The organism is Bacteroidales bacterium (assembly GCA_023229505.1).
GTDB lineage: Bacteria > Bacteroidota > Bacteroidia > Bacteroidales > JAGOPY01 > JAGOPY01.
The window spans coordinates 125,871-142,396 of record JALNZD010000005.1; the positions used below are offsets into that span (position 1 = coordinate 125,871).

A 16,526-nucleotide genomic window follows, 5' to 3' on the forward strand; every position below is an offset into this window, starting at 1 on the left:
CACCTTTGCTGCTGTCGTTTAATATTTTACATAATCCGAATTTTTATGAAAGAGCATATTGCCCATATGATCCGCGATCGTGCTGCCCGCTATGGCTCACGCGAAGTTTTCAGGTATCGGGAGAGCCTTGGCGGATCCTTTAAAAGTTATACCTGGAATGAGTTTACCCGCGATGCCGACAGGGTTTCCCGTGCACTCATCTCGCTGGGTTTCGGGCATGAGTCCCTTATTGGTATTTTCAGCGATAACCGGCTGGAATGGACTATTACAGATATCGGCATTTTAGGCATCAGGGGTGTAGTGGTGCCATTCTTTGGAACCGCTTCAAGATCACAAGTTAAATATATCGTCGACGAAACGGAAATGAAGCTGATGTTCGTCGGGAACAAAGAACAGCTCGAAAAAGCGATCTGGCTGCTGGACCATTCAGGAAGCCTGAAGAGAATCGTCATTTTCCAGGATGGAACTGAAACAACCGACGAAAGATGCATCACCTGGGAAAACTTCCTTAAACTTGGCAATGACCCGCTTTTTGGTGAGGAACTTGAGCAGCTCTACGACCAGGCCCAGCCATTCGACCTGGCCACCATCCTCTACACTTCCGGGACCACCGGCGAGCCGAAAGGGGTCATGCTGGGACATGATAATTTCATGGAATGTTTTGCCATTCACGATAACAGGCTGGACATTACCGACCAGGATGTTTCCATGTGCTTCCTGCCTCTTAGTCATATATTTGAGCGTACCTGGACATTTTACCTGATGTACTGCGGAGCAGTGAATGTTTTCCTTGAAAATCCCAGGGAAGTCATCAGCGTCATGCCAATCGCAAATCCCACCGTGATGTGCACTGTGCCAAGATTTTTCGAAAAAACCTATGAAGGGATACAGGTCGAAACAGCAAAATGGCCGAAGGTTAAAAAGAACATTTTCGACTGGGCCATCGCCGTTGGTCACCAGTGCAACGAGTACAGTAGCAAATCGATGGATCTGCCATCAGGATTAAAATTCAAACGAAATATTGCTGAAAAGCTGGTACTGAAAAAGTTGCGTAACGTGTTCGGAAAAAACATCCGCCAGATGCCCTGTGCCGGCGCTGCCATCCGTGAGGACCTCCTCCGGTTTTTCCATGCCACAGGGCTTTTTGTAACCTATGGCTACGGGGCCACTGAAACGACGGCTACTGTTTCATGTTTTAAAAACGAATGGTACGAATTTGAATCCTGCGGTACCGTGATGCCGGGTTTAGCTGTCAAGTTCAGCGAAGAAGGTGAGATCATGGTCAAAGGGCCGACAGTTTTCAGGGGATATTATAAAAAGCCGGAAGAAACGGCTAAAGCACTTAAAGATGGTTGGTATATGACAGGTGACGAGGGACACTTTACCAGTGACGGAAACCTGGTGATGAGCGACCGGATTAAAGACCTCTTCAAAACATCGGTCGGGAAATATGTATCGCCGCAGAAACTGGAATTGCTGCTCGGACAGGAAAAACTAATCGAGCAGGTCATCGTGGTTGGCGACAACCGGAAATACGTTTCTGCCCTGATCGTTCCATCTTTCGAACACCTTAAAAGTGTGGCTGAAAAACTTGGCATCGACACGTCTGACCGTAAAATACTTACATCTCATCCGGCAATATTAAAGCTCTTCCAGGTGAAGCTTGACCAGATCCAGGCAGATGTAACTCCATATGAAAGGGTAGTAAAATTCACCTTGCTCGCCGAGCCGTTCAGTGTTGAAAACAGCGCTATGACCAGCACGCTCAAACTGCGAAGAAAGGTGATTGCAGAGCAATACGTGGAACTAATTGAACTGATGTACTCAGCGGGTTAATTTCCAGCGTCTATGCGACCAGAGCCAGTTGGCCGGATCTTCACGGATCAATGTCTCCAGTTTTTCCGCAAAAAGCCGTGTAATTTCTCCGTCAGGCAGTTTGGAAGGATCTTCCACCAGGGATGTCAGCTCGAGCTCATAAAATCCTCTTTTCACCCGGCGGATTGCAACAAATATTACCGGGTAATTATTGTTCCGGGCATGTTTTTCAGGCCCATGCAGGAAAGCGGTTTCACGGCCCAGGAAACTCACCCAGTAAGCCATTTCACGGTTGGAAGGACTTTGATCGGCTGCCATCAGGTACAAAATAGTCTGACCACGATAAGTTTCAAAGGTTTTAGTTGTTTGCCGGATAGGAGCCAGTGTTGTTCCCCACCGCGACCGGTTCCTGTTGACCATCTTATCCATCCACTTGTTTTTCAGTGGCTTGTAGAATGCAATGTTATGAAAGTGGGTTTGTAAAGCAGGTGATAATGCACCCCATTCCCAGTTTCCATAATGCCCGGTCACTACAATGATCCCCTGCCCTGCTTCAAAATAAGGTTCCAGGATTTCCGGGTTCAAAATATGATGTCGCTCCCTGATCTGTTTCCGGGTCATGGTAAAAGCCCTGATGCCTTCCATAAAAACATCAGAAAGATTCAGATAAGTCCGTTTGACAATTAACCGGGTCTCCTCTTCACTAATTTCAGGGAATGAACTTCTAAGATTATTAATGACGACATTTTTCCTGTATTTGAAAACTTTTCTCAACAAAAATGAAACGAAATCCGAAAGTACATAAAGCAACCTGAAAGGCATGATACCAATCAGGAGCACGAACAAGTAAAAGAAAAATGTTGCAGCAAGATTCATGTTTCGTTACTTCGAATACATATCAATCACATCTTCCAAACCACGCCGGCAAACTTTGCAGAACTGCATGTGGCGGGTGTACATAATGCAATCGATCTGTGAACGGTACAGGCCTTTGGCCAGATAACCCGCTCCTTCAAAAGCGCCGACCTTGTCCCTGTATTGCTCGGCTGCAAAATACTCATCTTCCTGTTTCATTTGCCGCATGAAGAGCGCTTCCATGATCTCCTCCGGCACTTTGGCGGCCCTCAGGCTGTCGCGTTCCTGCTGTATCCGGTAGCCAAACTGGTCGAAAGGTTCCTTGTTCCAGGGTGTTGGGATGGGCGTACCTGCTTCCACCAGGTCTTTCCATTTCAGGCTATTTTTATCGAAAAGGGCGGTAATGTTGACTTCCCAGGGTTCTACTTTTATTTCAGGCATTTCATATGCTATGGAAGAAGTATAATACTCATCAGCCAAAGCGCCCAAATGATGGCCAAACTCGTGGACCATTATATATTCCCCTAATTTATTGTCGGCCGAAACTGTCGTATAAAGATTATAGATTCCTCCTCCTCCATAGGTCCTCTCATTGATCAGGATGACCATGAAATCGTAAAACACAGCTGAGGCGACATCACGGATGGTGCGGTTATCATATGAAAGCACATAACGCTCAGAATCGAAACTGCCGTAGTGGGCTGAAAGGGCAGTACGTTTAAATACGCCCGGATGCGGCCTCGAGACACCTGAAACTTCAGAAGGTGACTCAACTGCACGGATATTTATATCATTTTTTCTATCTAGGAAAGGCTCGTGATTCAGCAAAACATCGGCCATCCTTTTCGCATCCTTTTCAAATTTTCCCATTTCCGAAGCGGTATAGCCATCTCCGAGGATTACGATATCCAGCTTTTCCGCAGCCAGGCCATTATCATAGATGACGCTGACCTTTTCGGTATGGGCAAGATCAGCCGGGTTGACTTTACGGGATGCAGGATCGATGGAAGTTGTCCAGATGATTTGAAATACATTTGCGGTATCTCTTTTTTTCATGATGACATTCACCGGGTTTTTCGGCCAGGGAAAGCGGATCGATTCATGGAACGTTCCATATCCCAATTCAGCTTCGGGAGTGGTTTGCCATTCGCCGAAGACGCTGGCAAAACCACGGGAATATAGCAGCATGTTTGATTTCTTGTCCGCAATTTCGAACAAGTACAGGCCCAGTTCGAGCGGATCAACCAGGATGTTCTTACTCCCCGGCCATGAGCCGTCGGATACGATACGATCAGGCGAAAAAATCTCTTCTTTCGCGGTCCCGGTGTGGAAATAATCCAGGCGCATGGTTTTGTCGAGGAAATAATCATCAAAAGTCACATTGCCCTTGTCAATAGCAAGAACCTGAGCAACAGGAGTTTCAGTTGCAACTTTAGCCGTTTCCGCCGGTTTTCGCGGTGCATTGCATGAAAGCAGGATAACTGGCACGAGTATTAATAAATATCTTTTCATAATCTGGTTTTTAATTCAGTGTAAATTTAGGATTAATTTAAATCGACAAATCGACAAATCGACAAATCGACAAATCCATCAGATCCCTCCTCGCTCCTTCGTCGCTCGTCGGAATGACGTGACCGGGATTGAAAACAGTAGAATGGTAAGCCGGGCAGAGAGATTCCCACTGTCGTGGGAATGACGGTTTGCAAACAGATTCCCGCGAAAGCGGGAATCTGCCGGCTATTAATGATTACCCAATCCCTTGCTTTTCTCCCCAATATATCCTACTTTTATACCACGATTTCAAACCAGATTATCTTGATGGGGCATTATGAAACTTTATAAAAACATATTATCCCTGATCCTTCTTTCCTTCCTTTCATCTCCCTCTCTCTTTGCACAGCGGGAAGCGGATAACTGGATTTTTGGCGGTTGGGCAGGGTTAAATTTCACATCAGGCGATCCGGTTCCGATTTTTCATCATTATCCTGACGGAGGTTTTTGTGGTACCGTAATGAGCGACAGCATTGGTAATTTGTTGTTTTATTTTAACGGGGAGACAGTGTGGAACCGCAATGATGAAGTAATGTTGAACGGTAGCGGGCTGCTGCCGGAGCATCCTGCAGGCTGGCAAAACACGACTGCTTTCCCAAAGCCAGGTTCTGGTACTCAATATTATATCTTCGGTGTCACTCATCAATATTGGCCTGATGGACTTTATTATTCAGTAGTGGATATGACACTCGATGGGGGCCTGGGAGGGGTAACCTCCACGAAAAATGTTAAGCTGGAAGCCGCTGACATGGCTGCAGCACAGTTGTTTGCCCTTAAAAATGATAATGAAGATGGCTATTGGGTTGTTACAAGATTATATAATGATAACCGGTATATTTGTTTCAGGGTGGATGCGACAGGTGTTGATCCTGAACCTGTTTATAGTTCTCCTGGCATCTATAGAGAAACAGGGTCCGCATACGGACGAATAAAGGTGTCTCCGGATAAGAAATATCTGATAACCGCTTATTATACAAATAATTATACTCTTCCTTCCAATGGATTGGAAGTATGTGTTTTTAATAAATCATCAGGTTTTATCGATTTCCAATATATGATTTCCCGACCAGATTTTTTAGGAGGTTATATCGTTCCCGAAGATTGTGAATTCTCTCCTGATTCAAAATATCTGTATGTGTCTTATGCTGGTATTTTTGATTCTTGGTCGGGTTGGGCTTTATACCAGTACGATATGCAATTCGTCGGAGATTCGGCGGCTTTTTATGATTCCGGCATCCGGATACGGGATATTTGTGGGTCAAGTATGCAGCTTTCAAATGATGGAAGGATTTACACTTCTTGTCTGGCAGATACATGTGACGCACCCTGGTCTAATTTTATCAGTGTAATTAATAAACCCTGGGAATTGGGAACAGCCTGTGATTTCGATACCTTAAGCGTTTATTTGGGAGGAAGGGATGCAAACTGGGAAACAATAAACATCCTCCTTGACTATCTCTACCGTTTCGAATGGGAAGGCGACCGGTGCCAGGGCTCGCCGGTTCAGTTTATCCCGCATTTTATTCCCACGCCCGACAGCGTCCGCTGGTTTTTCGATGAGTTTGCCCCGGGAAATTATTCAAATGAACTCTCGCCAATCTACACTTTTCAATCCCCCGGCATTCATGAGGTTGAAGTTGATATCTGGTACCCAACCGGCAGATTTGAGCACACTTCCCGGGAAATAGAGATTTATCCCACACCACACCCTGATTTGGGGCCCGATACCCTGATCTGTCAGGGCACTTCACTTACCTTGTACGCCAATTGTATTGCCGATTTTTATTCCTGGAACGGTATTCCCGGCATTTCCCAGTACACCGTTTCTGACAGCGGCACTTACCGGGTAACGGCTTCCTTTTTCGAGACCGGATGCAGCGGTAGCGATACGATTCATGTCGGATTTCATCCTCCTATCCTTATCGATGAATCTTCCCTTGTCGTGACTCCCACTTCCTGTAGCGGATCCTCTGGTTCGGTCGCCGGCCTGGCCATCCAGGGAACTGAACCGTTGCAATACCTCTGGGAAGACCTGTCAGGCAATGATTACGGAACAAACATAGATGTTTTTAACCTGCCCGCAGGGCAGTATGTCCTCACCATCACCGATGGCAATGGTTGCGAGACTTCCTCCTCTGCCTACACCATCACCGATGCCGGTAACCTGCAGGTGACACAGGTTCAAACCATCTCTCCGCATTGCTTTCGTCCCGACGGACAACTAATTATCACAGCCTTTTCTCCTCCCGGCTCAATCCTGGAATATTCCATCGATAATGGGAACAGCTACCAAACTGACAGCCTATTTACAGGACTAACTGCTGCGAGTTACGTGGTACGGGTTAAAGATGAAAATGGATGCGAAGGGTTTTATCTTGATAACCCGGTGATTCTGGAAGATATTCCCGGTCCGCAGGTGCTGCCACCTGTGGTCAATGACGAAACTGATTTCCTGGGAAATGGATCGATTGAAATTACCGCAACTGGCAGCACACCGCAAATCTTTTACTCCATCAACAACGGCAGCATATGGCAAACCAACAACGGGACATTTAATAATCTTCAAGCCGGAAGCTACATTTGTGTGGTCAAAGATGAAAACGATTGCGACACAATCTTTACCGTTGAAATCCAGAATATAATCCTCACCTACCTGCAAGCCATAGCCGACTCGGGAAACCATTGCCATGGCGATGCAGTTACCATACCAATTGAGGTGGAGAACTTCAATTCCGTAGCGACATTCCGTCTGCAACTAAGCTATAACGTTGATAATCTGCAATGTGAAGGTTATACCAATGTCAATCCGCAACTGCAAAACAACTTAACCGGCTGGGTAGACCAGGCAGCAGGCGAAATCACCTTTCAGTGGCAGGACACCGTGGCATTGACCTTAAGTCAGTCCGATTCCGTCGCGGAGCTGGTCTTTACCACCAAACAGCCAGGACTGGGAGATCTCGACTGGTACACCGGCACAACCGAAAGCTACTTCACGAACCTCCAGGGTTCAGCCATTCCGGCCGAGTTCCATACCGGGGAAGTGAACATCTACGAGCCTCCATCCATCCTGCTTTCAGCCTCCAAAACAGTCTGCGAAGGACAGATGCTCTCCATCATGGGTATCGCTTCGGGTAACCAACCACCTTTCAGCTATCAATGGACCTATCCCGACGGGCAGGTGACCGATTCCGATCCCTTCATTTTCAGCATCACCCTGGCCGATGCAGGTGATTACACACTCCTGGCCACCGATAACATGGGCTGCACCGACCAGAAAACCATCCATCTTGAAGTAAATGAAAACCCTGTTGCGGCTTTTCATGGCACGGATACCTTAACGGTGCAAGCCGGCTATCTACTGGAAGCTGGCACAGGTCTTTCTTCTTACCTTTGGAACACTGGCGACACAACCGAAACCATCATCATCAATACCGAAGGATCATACAAAGTGCAACTCGAATCCCCGGCAGGCTGCCTGGGTGAAGATTCAATCTATATCATGATCAAAACCGAAGAAATCCCTTCGAAATATCTCTATCTCCCCAATGCCTTCACCCCCGATGGCGACGGGCTGAACGACACCTTCCAGGCCATTGCAAATGGCGATTACATCACGAAATTCAACATGCAGATTTACGACCGCTGGGGCACCATGCTATTTGAGTCAGATGACATCTCCCGGGGCTGGGAAGGAAAGAAAGACGGAAAGCCTTGCCCGGGTGGGGTTTATGTTTACAAAATTGCTTTCAGGGTGAATAATACAGCGGGAACAGAGATTGAACAGGTGGAGGCGGGAACGGTGATGCTGGTGAGGTAGGCAAATTAAAAATTAATAATCGACAAATCGATAAATCATCAAATCATCCAATCGTCCAATGTATTTGCCTCCCGTCAGGGAGACATGAAAATAGCCCCGGGTGCAACCCGGGGTAACAGAAGGTGGTTCATTTATAAAGTCCCAACGGGACGAATGATAGAATAATTTTGAAGCGAGATGACATCTCCATATTTCAGCCGTCCCTACAGGACTTGTAATTCACGGCCATCATATCAAACCCCGGACGAGTGTCCGGGGCTATTCTCATAAGTCCCTTTGGGACAATATTATATCCTAATATTGTTAGATCGCTACATCGTTAAATCGTCCAACCGCCCAATCTTTCCTTTCCGTTGCCTCATTCAGACCAACCATCAGTCAGATTAAGAATCCTGAAAACTTATCCAACCTACAAATATTATTCAATCTTATATTTGCAATTGCTTAACCAATTAATTTTATATTTAACAATTCACTTCCGGGCAGATTAATGAACGCAACACAAACTAATCTATTCTGCCTGCTTTTCAGCCTGCAAATTATTATATTTGGCTGGCCTGCCTTTTCACAACCAAAGGATAATCAAACCCTGATCGACAGCCTGGAGTCGGCGCTACAGCAAACTACGCGTCAGGATACCGCCAGGGTATTACTGCTTGCAAAACTTGGTAAATTATATATATACAAAGACGCCCGCCAGGCTATTAGTTACGCCCAGGAAGCGGTTGATCTGTCCGAAAAATTGAAAATTCAGCCTGATGCCATGACTTATCTTTACATGGCACGGGCTTATGGCAGGATCCCGGACAATGAAAATGCCTTCGCTCAATGATAAAAAAATCATTGCAGATGGCTGGTTTGGCAAGGCCCTGGCTTATAACATCTTCGGGGAATCCAAAGGCATGTATGATGCCTTGCAGCAATATCTCACTTTTGCTGATTTTAATGAGGAACAAAGAAGAATATCAGATGCTTACCGGCTCACTGCAACGTATGGAGGCCATGAACCATACTATTTCGGAACTGAACCAGACCAACCTCCGGCAACAGATGAACCCCCATTTTATCTTCAATACCTTAAACTCCATCCAGTATTATGTCTTTCAGAATGATAAAATATCTTCCAATAACTACATGACCAAGTTTGCCTCCCTCATCCGTAAAACGCTGGAAAACAGCAAGCACACTGAAATCTCTATTAAGCATGGGCACTAATATTACCGAGTCAAGACTGAAACTGGTAAACGAACTTTACGGCAAAAGCATGAAAGTCAACTACACCGATTTAATGGATGAAAGCGGCGAGCCTGCCGGCACGAAGGCGGTTATATTGAAATGACAGATGGATCTTGCGTTCCTATTTCAAGAGGCAAACGCGATCTGTTTTTGGTGCAGATGTCCAGGATATCAAAATAAATTTCAAATCCCAAATCCCAAATCCCAAACAAAAAATAAAATCCAAAACCTAAAATTCAAAACAGTTTGAGTTTTGAGATTTGAGTTTTTGAATTTGTTTGGAATTTGGTGCTTGGTGCTTGGAATTTTATAACCGCTGATACTCAAACGTCGGGTACCCCTTTTCCCCGCTATTGTTATAAAAACTGATAAAGCGAAGTTTGTAATAGAACCCATCATTGTCGCGGATTACGTAATTCAGCCCTTCAACGATCACATAGGAAACATTCCCTGAAGAAACATCACCGACAACATCTTTCCAGTCATACCCGATTTCATCCTGGACAGATGAATAATTCAGATTTCCCACAATATCCAGGCTGAGGGAAGAAAAGTCATAGAGGGTATCCTGCGCCACTTGTATGTTTGTAGGATTGGATAGTACGCCCGTTACCAGGTATGGATAAGGGTCTCCTTCATCGGTGAAGAGAAGGGTGGTATATTGTGTGAAAAGCAGGTCCCATCCATACTTAGGAGGTTCAAGGCTAAGCTGTTTTCCTCCTTCATCAAAAGAAAAGAAAATATAGTTTATTGATGGGTCCTTAGTGATTGAAAAAGTGTTTTCGGCAGTTCCATCGAGGTTGGCATAACGGAAAGAATAAGTATCATTTTCAAGTCCGAGAAACACGATTTTCCTGAGCCCGCGCAGGTTTCCCAATTCGTCATAACCCCGGTCGATCACATAAACCTCATTCGAATAAGATTTTGAAGAATCCGGGGGGGCGAAATCAATCCATTTGCCAATAGCAGTAGAATCACGATTTCCGCTGGAAACATCATATTTCCATTGCACCCCGACCGTATCGACCGGAAGGCTGAAATCCATCACACCAGTTGCGGCAGCTACCATGAAATTGGAAGTGTTCAGGATAATATGCCAGCCATCCGGGCTGCATTCAAACCCCAAATCCCATTGATTCTTCAAATTTGTTGAAACGACTTCTCCTGAACCCAGGTCAAAAAAAACCTGGTAACGGTAATCTTTCGTCAGTTCAATAGCCTTAGTTTTAACATCACCCGGATCATGAGGTGTTATTTTCTCATCTTCTTTAAAACAGGATGTTAAAAAGAAAATGGATATGAATAATGTTATCAGGTTGAAAATCCTCATGGCTCAGAACTTATTAAAATTGACAGCTGCCTGGATAAAAAAGGTCCTGCCCCAGCCTACTGGATAATCCCCGCTTCCCCCGGTATGGACTCCACCGCTTCCGCCGACAGCCGGAATGGTGGTATTGTTGAATATGTTCTTAACCCCGGCCCCAATCGTAAGCCTGTCTTTCAGGAACGACTTTTGCATGTTGAAATCCATTGAATGATATTGGCTTACGTATCCTTCAACGACATTTTCATTATCATCTGTATAAAACTGCGGCATCCGTCCGGTAAATTTGTAATCGAGTGTCAAATCTATCCCTGCTTTTTGCAAACGGTAAGTCGTAGTTACAGCAGCATCAGGACTGTAATAGAATTTCCCCGCGTTGCCCGTTTCATCGGAAAGTGAATTGTACTGCCCGGTTACCCCTCCGCCGCTCCTGATATTGAGCCTGGGATAAAGCCGGTAATTCAGCACAAGCTGGGCACCCTGGGTGATGTACTTATCGACATTAATATAAGTATAAAGATTACCGCCGGCCTGGGCAAGAGTTATGATGTCGTTGATGTCATTATAAAAGAAGTTTAGTTCAGTTCCGACAAATGACTGGCTTGTTTCACGGTTGTATTGAAAGGAAAGATTGATATTATGAGAATTTTCAGATTTCAGGTCAGGATTTCCCTGAACATTATGATTGACGTCGACAAAATAAAGATACAATTCCTTGAGTGAAGGGGCTCGAAACCCACGGCTGTATGAAGCCCTGATGTTGTAGTTTTCGAGGATAGCAAATTTCAGGTTCAACGAGTATACTAGCGGTGCCTGGTATTTTGTATTGTAAATAAGCCGGATACCCGGCTGAATTGTCACCCATTTTAATGGCTCATACTGAACACTCAGGAAAGCGGCATAATCGCCGATCTGCTGCTTGTAATCCCTGATCCTTTTACCTGTTCCGGCTTCGAGGTTCAGATCGAATCCAAGTTGGTAATTGAAACAGCTTGCGGGATTGCTCTTGCTGAAAGTTCCACGGAAAAGGGCATTATGAAACCGTGTTGTGTCAAAATCTTCCGGGTTAATTGTAGCATGCTCTTCCAATGTTGTAAGATCTATAAAAACAGTTTCTTTTTTTCTGGCATACCAGGCATAGGAGCCCATGAGGCTGATATACCGGTAGTCCCTGATCTTTTGATTCAATTCGATCTTGCTGGTGGAGCGGGAAGTAAGGAAATAGCTGTCAAAAGCGGTTTCATAATAAGGAGCCATCAGGTTGCCCCGGCTGAGAAGCTTTTCATCGAACCAGGATGAAGAGATCTTGAATTTTAATTTCGGCCTTGAAAAAAGATAATATCCATCGAAAAAATACTGCCGCTTCGGTTTCCATCTCACTGACCGTATCGAATCGTCATCGGAATACCCGTCGAAAAAGTTTCTTCCTCCGCTGAATGAAAAGACGTGGTTTTTGATCTTGTAAGAAGCGCCCAGGTCGAAGTTATATATCCCGACCGATTCCGTGTAGCCTTTGGCATAAGCGCTCAAACGGGTGTTTTTATTTTCCTTGGTGATGATGTTGATCACCCCTGCCAGGGCATTGGAGCCATAAACGACCGACATCGGCCCCTCGATCACTTCAATATGGTCAACATTATAAAGGTTTAACTGGCTGATGTCGATGTTGCCGTTCATCCGCCCAATCACAGGTACTCCATCGACCAGGAATTTCACATGTTCGCCTGACAACCCCTGCAGGCTCATGCTTGTCCCGAGGGCGCCGTCCTGTGAGATCCTGATGTTCAATTCGCTGTTGAGCAGGTCGGTCAGGTTATTGGCCGCTTTCTGTTCGATCTGAAGATTGTTGATCACTTTAACCTTGTAAATCGACTTATCGACGCGTTGAGGCGAATACTGGGCCGTAACCACCACCTCATTCATCTCCTGGATTTTAGGTTTCAGCGACAGTGTGACACTCTCTCCCGGGCTCATCGTATCATAAAGTGTTTCGTATCCTATATAAGAAATGGCAACAACGGATCTGAAAACAGTCAGGTTCTGCGCTGTGCCATCTTCCTGTGTGATAGCGTGGGCTTGCTGCCCTCCGTCAATCGGCTGAAAGCAGACATGCGCAAAAGGAACCGGTTGGCCGGTCTTTCCATCCTGAACCCTGACCACAGCTTGCTGGCCAAAACCATTAAGGCTGGCCAGCAGCAGGGTCAAAGAAAACAACGCTATGAATCGAAAAAATGCCATTAATTTTTGGTGACCAGGAATTTCGATGTGGAAATCCCGCTGCCTGTCACAACTTTCAACAGGTGCAAACCGCTACAGACGGAAGATTCCGGTATGCGAAATGTTAACTTATAATCGCGGACTTCCAGTTGTGAAGAATATACTTGCCTACCATTGATGTCAAAAATTGCGAGAGTTACAACACCTTTAATTTCCTGGCCGAAATCAATAGTAAGTTGATCCTTCACCGGATTCGGATATACAGATACTTCAAATATTCCAGAATTTATTGTAGGAATCCCGGATGGGGACACAGCTTTTTTATCAAAGATGATTTTACCTGTACTGCTTCCATCAAATTTTGTAAAAACAAGCTTATAAATATCTTTATTCCGGGAGTGCACGAAGAAAGCGGTAGAATCGGCCACGGTCCAGGTAAATGAGTTCATGTCAAAGCTTTTCCATTCCCATCCTATGGATGACTTGGTAGAATCAGGCGGCGTGCTTGTCCAGTCATTGAAATCCTGCACAACAGGATAGAATTTATTAGCATAGACCCTGAAGTTGTTCAAAACTCCCACGACCGGATAAGGTGTTCCGTCTGGCTGGATAGCCATGTATTTCGTAAAGAGAATGTCCCAGGAAGCTGTATCTGGCTCCCTTTCCACGATTGCAGCAGAAGAAAATGCATAATAAATGAAGTTTACATTACGATATGGATTGATGTTTAATTCAGTAACATTATCATTGCTTCCATCCAGGTTTGCTTGCCGGATGAAATAGGTATTGTTGGATGAATTCTTGCGCAGGATCCATATCTTTTTATAGGTTCCATCAAGGGTTTTCAGAATATAAACAGAGTCACCCACCACATCATGGTTTATGGGATTATATTTGCCCCAGCCATAATCGGGGTGACCGGCGGCACCGCGGTTGAAGGCCCCATCTTCCCAATCATCTTCAGAATCATAAAGAACTGTCCAGCTTGAGATCCCGGCCGTGTCGACAGTATTCCATCCGGTGGTATCGGCTTTAGGATAGGTGTACAGGTTCACTCCGGCAGCCCCGTTTGTGATGATGGCAGCGGTCCAGACAGTAGTGTGGAAACCAATGTCCCAATTGGTACGTGGCACGGAAGCTACCACCCCGTTTTCAAAGCTATAATAGATATCATTGGCATAGCCTGGCCCCAAAACAATGGAATCCAGGGCATTGACAGCCTGACCTGATTTACCGTGTTGGCTGTAGCACGAAATGCTTAGTGTCAGGATGAGCGAAATTAGAGTAAGGGTTTTCATGAGGTTTTGATATTTATAATATTGACAGATAGTGAATTAAATTAAATTTGAAATTTGAAACTGGAAAATAGAGACAAGATGCATGATTGGAGGAGGAGCATCCTGGATTATACAGATATTGACCTCTTTATGGGAGGTAAAGTAAACCGATATTTATCCGGGAATGTTGCTAAACGGCCGGGGGTGCCCGGAGCGGGAAATAGTTCAGGATTTCTTTATCCTTGTAAAAGGAAGATGTTTCCCTGGGTTTGATTTCGAAAGCATAACTATTAAAGGCAGAATGCAAGTTTTGTGAAAGAATGCCGGCTGTTCCGCCATTGTCATAAAGTTTCAGCAGGGGACTGTGGAGTTTTACAGCAAATCCCTGTTTATCTTTGGATTTTGGTGAGATAAAAGCCTGGATGTTCAGGTTGAAGTGTTTTCCCAACACATGTTCCTCATGAAAGATGACCAGGGAACCGATAAAAAGCCAGGCAAACGCCGCAATAAGCAGCATGGCCATCCTTTTATCCCTGTTCCTGACTGTTTTGTTCATCCTGAGAAAAATTCGCTGCAAAAATAACGAGGAAATCAATATGAACGTATGTGAAAATCTTCATTATTATATAATCATTTTTAAAATATTGATTTATTGTTTTTTAAGATAGTAATTTATAAAGATTCAAGATTAACAGAAGGAAATGTTAAATTGTTAAACTGATGACGTTCACTGCGTTCTCGCCGTCTCCTCAACAATCTGGTCGCTCTGCTCCTTTCCCAGGTAAGAATGTATAATGGCGTGGCCCAGGTAAATCAGGGGGGTCAATGCTATGGCAATGATCAGCTTTGCTGTATAACCGGTAAAGGCTGTATTGATAAAATCCCCGAAAGTGAGTTTTCCGGGAAGCCAGAAGGCAATGCCGGTGACAATAAACGTATCGATTAACTGCGATATGGCCGTCGAGCCGGTTGCTCTCAGCCAGATCATCTTTTTGCCTGTCCGGCTCCGGATTAGCCAGAATATCAGCACATCAACCAACTGTGAGGTTAAAAAAGCTGTGATACTTCCCACGATGATCCACATCGATTGGCCGAAAACGGCGTGAAACTGCTCGTCTTTTACCGGTGAAATGCGGGATGCATGCACACTCATCCCGGCCAGGAGAATGACAAAGGTATATGTGATCAGCCCGGCAGTCATCATCGAGAGCCTTCTCACGCCTTTCTTCCCATAATATTCATTGATGATATCGGTAGCCAGGAACACTATCGGCCAGGGGATGATCCCGATGCTCATGGTAAACGGGCCTATCTGAATAAGCTTCCCTCCAATGAGTTCACCTACAACGGCATTCGTCACGAAAAAGCCGCCCAGGACCGTAAATAATATATCGCGCCTGGTGTTGAACATAGTCAGGCAAAAATAGTTACTTTTTTGCCGTTTCCAGCTTTGGCTACGTTACTGTTTTATAAGCTCTTCGGTATAAATCTTCTTCCTGTCATTAATTCTTATAAAATAGATTCCGTCCGGAACAGATGAAAGGTCTATTTCATTTGATGCTTGAGACACAAAGCCCGGTACATCAGCTATTTTCTCTCCAAGAATATTGAATATTTCCAGTCTCGTTTGCTGATCACTGCCTGATCCGTTGATTTGCAAAGTAAACTTCCCTCTTGTCGGGTTAGGAAAAATATTAATCTTTCCGATACCAGCTTCATTATCACCAATTCCTGACGGTCCGTTGACAGTGATTTTTCCCTTCATTCCACCTGAAGCATGAGGTGTGCAAACATAAAAATGCACTCCGGCTGTCAATTCTGTGACCTGACCTCCACCAAAAGGAAGCGAAAAACCAGGAAGCGGCGTATTTCCGTCAGCATTCCATGTTGTTTCACTTACCTCTACCGCATTGTGGATGCTTGCAAGCTGAAAGTTAACCGTGTCGCCAACATTGATGATTACGTTGTCCGGAGAAAATGTAAATCCTGAATTTATTATGGTAATTGAGCCACCCAAAGCAAATCCTGAAAAGAGAAGAGCAAAGGCTCCGAAAAGTAGAAATTTTTTCATTTTGTTTGATTTTTAAACGTGATCTGTAAACAATATTCTTTGCAAAGATCGCTCAGATCGATTCATATGTCAATCTATTTAACATATCAATAACAAAAAATAAAACGGTAGGACGGTAAGGAAGGTAAGAAGGTAGGACGGTAAGAAGGTAGGATGATTTGGCGTTGTCCCGCAAGGGACATTTGAAAATAGTCTCGCACAATCGTCCGAGGATAGAAATAGAGGCCGTTAATTACAAGAGGGTGTATCAAAACTAAGGGCTCTTAGTAAAGAGGATTGTTAATAAGAATGTTTATAACTATTTGTATATCAAATGATTAGTTTAATAACTTTGATTATCTTCGAACAAAGATAACAAGATTC

The 16,526-nt window shown here is 44.8% G+C and carries 12 protein-coding genes; 4 read left to right on the forward strand and 8 right to left on the reverse strand.

Annotated elements, in window-relative coordinates; all coding sequences use genetic code 11:
- Positions 1-45: 45 nt before the first annotated feature.
- On the forward strand, positions 46-1,836 hold the full coding sequence (locus M0Q51_03420) for a long-chain fatty acid--CoA ligase (GenBank protein MCK9399033.1): 1,791 nt from the start codon (positions 46-48) through the stop codon (positions 1,834-1,836).
- Here M0Q51_03420 and M0Q51_03425 read toward each other — a convergent pair.
- Both M0Q51_03425 and M0Q51_03430 read right to left on the reverse strand, forming a co-directional pair.
- Positions 1,825-2,691, reverse strand: a complete 867-nt coding sequence (locus tag M0Q51_03425; protein ID MCK9399034.1) for a lysophospholipid acyltransferase family protein — start codon at positions 2,689-2,691, stop codon at positions 1,825-1,827. The genes M0Q51_03420 and M0Q51_03425 overlap by 12 nt on opposite strands.
- 6 nt (positions 2,692-2,697) lie before the next feature.
- Positions 2,698-4,182: an IgA Peptidase M64 gene (locus tag M0Q51_03430; GenBank protein MCK9399035.1), complete on the reverse strand. Its 1,485-nt coding sequence runs from the start codon at positions 4,180-4,182 to the stop codon at positions 2,698-2,700.
- A gap of 316 nt (positions 4,183-4,498) precedes the next feature.
- Between M0Q51_03430 and M0Q51_03435 the strand changes: the two genes are divergently transcribed.
- The 3 genes from M0Q51_03435 (at position 4,499) to M0Q51_03445 (ending at position 9,253) form a co-directional block, all read left to right on the forward strand.
- Entirely contained in the window at positions 4,499-8,038 is a 3,540-nt protein-coding gene (locus M0Q51_03435) for a gliding motility-associated C-terminal domain-containing protein (GenBank protein MCK9399036.1), read from the forward strand.
- 490 nt (positions 8,039-8,528) lie between these two features.
- Entirely contained in the window at positions 8,529-8,870 is a 342-nt protein-coding gene (locus M0Q51_03440) for a hypothetical protein (protein ID MCK9399037.1), read from the forward strand.
- The gene (locus M0Q51_03445) at positions 8,867-9,253 is read left to right on the forward strand and encodes a histidine kinase (protein ID MCK9399038.1); all 387 of its coding nucleotides are present in this window, start codon (positions 8,867-8,869) and stop codon (positions 9,251-9,253) included. The genes M0Q51_03440 and M0Q51_03445 overlap by 4 nt, the downstream gene beginning before the upstream one ends.
- A gap of 328 nt (positions 9,254-9,581) precedes the next feature.
- Here M0Q51_03445 and M0Q51_03450 read toward each other — a convergent pair whose 3' ends face one another.
- The 6 genes from M0Q51_03450 to M0Q51_03475 all read right to left on the reverse strand — a co-directional run bounded on the left by M0Q51_03450 (position 9,582) and on the right by M0Q51_03475 (position 16,163).
- Positions 9,582-10,604 carry an HmuY family protein gene (locus tag M0Q51_03450; GenBank protein ID MCK9399039.1) on the reverse strand — a complete coding sequence of 341 codons (1,023 nt, stop codon included), beginning with the start codon at positions 10,602-10,604 and terminating at the stop codon, positions 9,582-9,584.
- A gap of 3 nt (positions 10,605-10,607) precedes the next feature.
- Complete coding sequence (locus M0Q51_03455; GenBank protein MCK9399040.1) at positions 10,608-12,836, reverse strand: TonB-dependent receptor; 2,229 nt, start codon at positions 12,834-12,836, stop codon at positions 10,608-10,610.
- Entirely contained in the window at positions 12,836-14,113 is a 1,278-nt protein-coding gene (locus M0Q51_03460) for a T9SS type A sorting domain-containing protein (GenBank protein ID MCK9399041.1), read from the reverse strand. The genes M0Q51_03455 and M0Q51_03460 overlap by 1 nt, the downstream gene beginning before the upstream one ends.
- Before the next feature lie 169 nt (positions 14,114-14,282).
- Positions 14,283-14,648 carry a hypothetical protein gene (locus M0Q51_03465; protein MCK9399042.1) on the reverse strand — a complete coding sequence of 122 codons (366 nt, stop codon included), beginning with the start codon at positions 14,646-14,648 and terminating at the stop codon, positions 14,283-14,285.
- A gap of 171 nt (positions 14,649-14,819) precedes the next feature.
- Positions 14,820-15,503, reverse strand: a complete 684-nt coding sequence (locus tag M0Q51_03470) for a queuosine precursor transporter (protein MCK9399043.1) — start codon at positions 15,501-15,503, stop codon at positions 14,820-14,822.
- Between the two features lie 48 nt (positions 15,504-15,551).
- Positions 15,552-16,163 (reverse strand): T9SS type A sorting domain-containing protein, encoded by a 612-nt coding sequence (locus M0Q51_03475; protein MCK9399044.1) that lies wholly within the window; start codon positions 16,161-16,163, stop codon positions 15,552-15,554.
- Positions 16,164-16,526 lie beyond the last annotated feature (363 nt).

What these genes read in the sequence shown, in the direction of transcription:
- M0Q51_03420 (MCK9399033.1), top strand. Translation starts at nt 46, where the DNA reads ATGAAAGAGCATATTGCCCATATGATCCGCGATCGTGCTGCCCGCTAT.
- M0Q51_03425 (MCK9399034.1), bottom strand. Translation starts at nt 2,691, where the DNA reads ATGAATCTTGCTGCAACATTTTTCTTTTACTTGTTCGTGCTCCTGATT.
- M0Q51_03430 (MCK9399035.1), bottom strand. Translation starts at nt 4,182, where the DNA reads ATGAAAAGATATTTATTAATACTCGTGCCAGTTATCCTGCTTTCATGC.
- M0Q51_03435 (MCK9399036.1), top strand. Translation starts at nt 4,499, where the DNA reads ATGAAACTTTATAAAAACATATTATCCCTGATCCTTCTTTCCTTCCTT.
- M0Q51_03440 (MCK9399037.1), top strand. Translation starts at nt 8,529, where the DNA reads ATGAACGCAACACAAACTAATCTATTCTGCCTGCTTTTCAGCCTGCAA.
- M0Q51_03445 (MCK9399038.1), top strand. Translation starts at nt 8,867, where the DNA reads ATGATAAAAAAATCATTGCAGATGGCTGGTTTGGCAAGGCCCTGGCTT.
- M0Q51_03450 (MCK9399039.1), bottom strand. Translation starts at nt 10,604, where the DNA reads ATGAGGATTTTCAACCTGATAACATTATTCATATCCATTTTCTTTTTA.
- M0Q51_03455 (MCK9399040.1), bottom strand. Translation starts at nt 12,836, where the DNA reads ATGGCATTTTTTCGATTCATAGCGTTGTTTTCTTTGACCCTGCTGCTG.
- M0Q51_03460 (MCK9399041.1), bottom strand. Translation starts at nt 14,113, where the DNA reads ATGAAAACCCTTACTCTAATTTCGCTCATCCTGACACTAAGCATTTCG.
- M0Q51_03465 (MCK9399042.1), bottom strand. Translation starts at nt 14,648, where the DNA reads ATGAACAAAACAGTCAGGAACAGGGATAAAAGGATGGCCATGCTGCTT.
- M0Q51_03470 (MCK9399043.1), bottom strand. Translation starts at nt 15,503, where the DNA reads ATGTTCAACACCAGGCGCGATATATTATTTACGGTCCTGGGCGGCTTT.
- M0Q51_03475 (MCK9399044.1), bottom strand. Translation starts at nt 16,163, where the DNA reads ATGAAAAAATTTCTACTTTTCGGAGCCTTTGCTCTTCTCTTTTCAGGA.